This window comes from Gammaproteobacteria bacterium, assembly GCA_013214945.1.
Classification (GTDB): domain Bacteria; phylum Pseudomonadota; class Gammaproteobacteria; order Enterobacterales; family Psychrobiaceae; genus Psychrobium.
Genome location: JABSRT010000058.1, coordinates 1 through 2271 on the forward strand (window position 1 = coordinate 1; position 2271 = coordinate 2271).

At 37.3% G+C, this 2271-nt stretch carries 1 protein-coding gene; it reads left to right on the plus strand.

The genetic code is table 11. The annotated features are described in order from the left end of the window. Positions 1-637: 637 nt before the first annotated feature. On the plus strand, positions 638-2271 hold a 1634-nt coding region (locus HRU23_20375), incomplete at its 3' end, for an LEPR-XLL domain-containing protein (protein ID NRA56495.1).

Consider the following 2271-nt stretch of genomic DNA (forward strand, 5'->3'; position numbering starts at 1 on the left):
ATGAACTAGCCAGAGTCGCGTTAGCGTTAACTGATGGTACTTTATTAAAAGAGTATTTAGTTTCAAATTAATAATCGCTATTTTTGCTCAGGTTTGATCTGAAGGTTCTGTGTTGATAACAGTATTTGTCGGATCAAGCTTGGCTTAATTTGTTTTCATCCGCTGGATAACTTCAGTCGTACAAGTATCAAAATTTAACCAACAGTTACCTCTGTTAGATTTTTGTGATTAAAGTTTATACTTCGCATCTTCCGGTAGTGCATTTAATTGGCTGTTAAGGCTTTTTTTAATAAAGTCAGTTGTTCATCTGTCACTAAATAATGATCCAATCGATTACCTGGTTTTTCCCATTCCTACTTAACGTAACAAGATCATAGATATAATGATCTATTGTTTATTTCTAGCCCTTGAATTAATTTACCTCTAGTAGCTTCTATTTATGGGGATATCTTTAATCGGGAAATTTTTTATGCTTTTAATTCAATTCTAACCCAGGAAATCTTGTTGTGATATTTTCATTTATGAATAATGAAGTGTAGTATTGCGTCTTTTTATAATTTAGATAGAAGCTGTTGATCTGCTTCGCACTAACTATCTTAATTCGTCAATGACGCTGTAAGTCAAGGAATGCCATAAAATGTTCAAAAAGCGCACTAAACTCTCTGAGTTGATTAAAAATGCTTTTAAAGTCGAAGCCCTTGAATCTAGGATTTTACTTTCTGGTGATCCTGTTTTTGGGGCCATGCAGGTGGCTAGCACTCGTTTATTTGAGCCTAGTGCACCACTTGATGCTTTTTCTGAACAATATACCTTAGCGAGTTTTAAACAATTTAATAATGTGGCACAGCAAACTTCTGGCTTTGAAAGACCGGAAGCGGACAGCGATTTTGTTGTTGATGACTTAGCCTTTAATGTCGCGAATATTACTACAGACCTTTATGTGTCTGGTGGTGAATTTATCATTGGCGCAACAGATACACTTGGTGGAAGCGGCTCTGTAAATTTAGATGTTACAAATGCTGGAAAACTGAGTCCTGGTTATTCGCCAGGTGTACAGAACTTTGACGATTTGACCAACACAGATACTTCAGAAATTACAATTGAACTGGCTGGTTTGGCAGCAGGTAGTCAATATGATCAAATTAATATTGCCAATAATTTAGTATTCGATGGTGCGCTTAGCATTGAATTATTAAATGGCTTTATCCCGGAAGTTGGCGATGAGTTTAGCATTATGACTTATGGCTCATCAGCTGGTAGCTTTGATAGCATTGCTGGTTTAGCAATCAGTGGTACCGATTTGTATCTTGATGTTGAAAAAACAGAAACAGAGTTAAAATTGGTTACCAAAGCAATCGGCAGTGCTTCTACTTTTTTAAATGAAATTTTAGGTAGCGAGCAGCAAAATACCTATGGCGAATTACTTAATATTGATTATTTTACGACTAACTCCTCTTCATATGACTTCATTGGTAATCTCGCCTTCTCAGGCTTCGAAATAAACGGCAATATCTCAGTCAGCTCCAACTCAAATTACTCCCTTCTTGATCCTCAAGGCACACTAATTGATTTATCCATTTTAAGTTTCAACGTCACTGAAGCTAACGCGACTTTTGAAATCGATGATGTTTTTACTTTAGAGTTAGCCGATTTTGACATCGGTTTAAGTTATTTAGTTACCGATGATTTAAATGATGATCGTAGTTGGTTTTTTGCTAAAGGTCAGACTGCAGATTTAAGTGTAGATTTTTCTCAAGCAATCCATGATGCCAGCGCCGATGTACTCGACCTTAGTATTAACCCAATTATAGTGGGTGACTTTTCTCTCGATAACTCAGATAATGAAAGTCGCTTACAATTATCAGGCAGTGCTCCATTAACAGTTGCTGAGCAAACATTACCGAGCGAGATCGACTGGATCCTTGACCCATCTAACTTAAATGGTAACCAAACGTTATCAGCTTTAGTTGATGCGGGCAGCGAAGATATTGTTATTGTGTCAAACCAACTAACCATCACCGAAGAGCTAGCATCTTCTGGCGCCATATTGGCCGTTAAACCAATTGATGTTGATCGTGATATCTTAATCGGTGATCTAACGAGCGACAGTAGTTTTGTTGAGAGTGAGCTCTTACATATTGAAAACTCAGAACTGGCACAGTTGCAAGATGGTTTCAGTGCCATCGTTATCGGCGATTATAATGTTAGCAGTAATATCTATATCGGTGATGAAACACAAACCAGTCAGGACGTGGTGTTTACCGACAACCT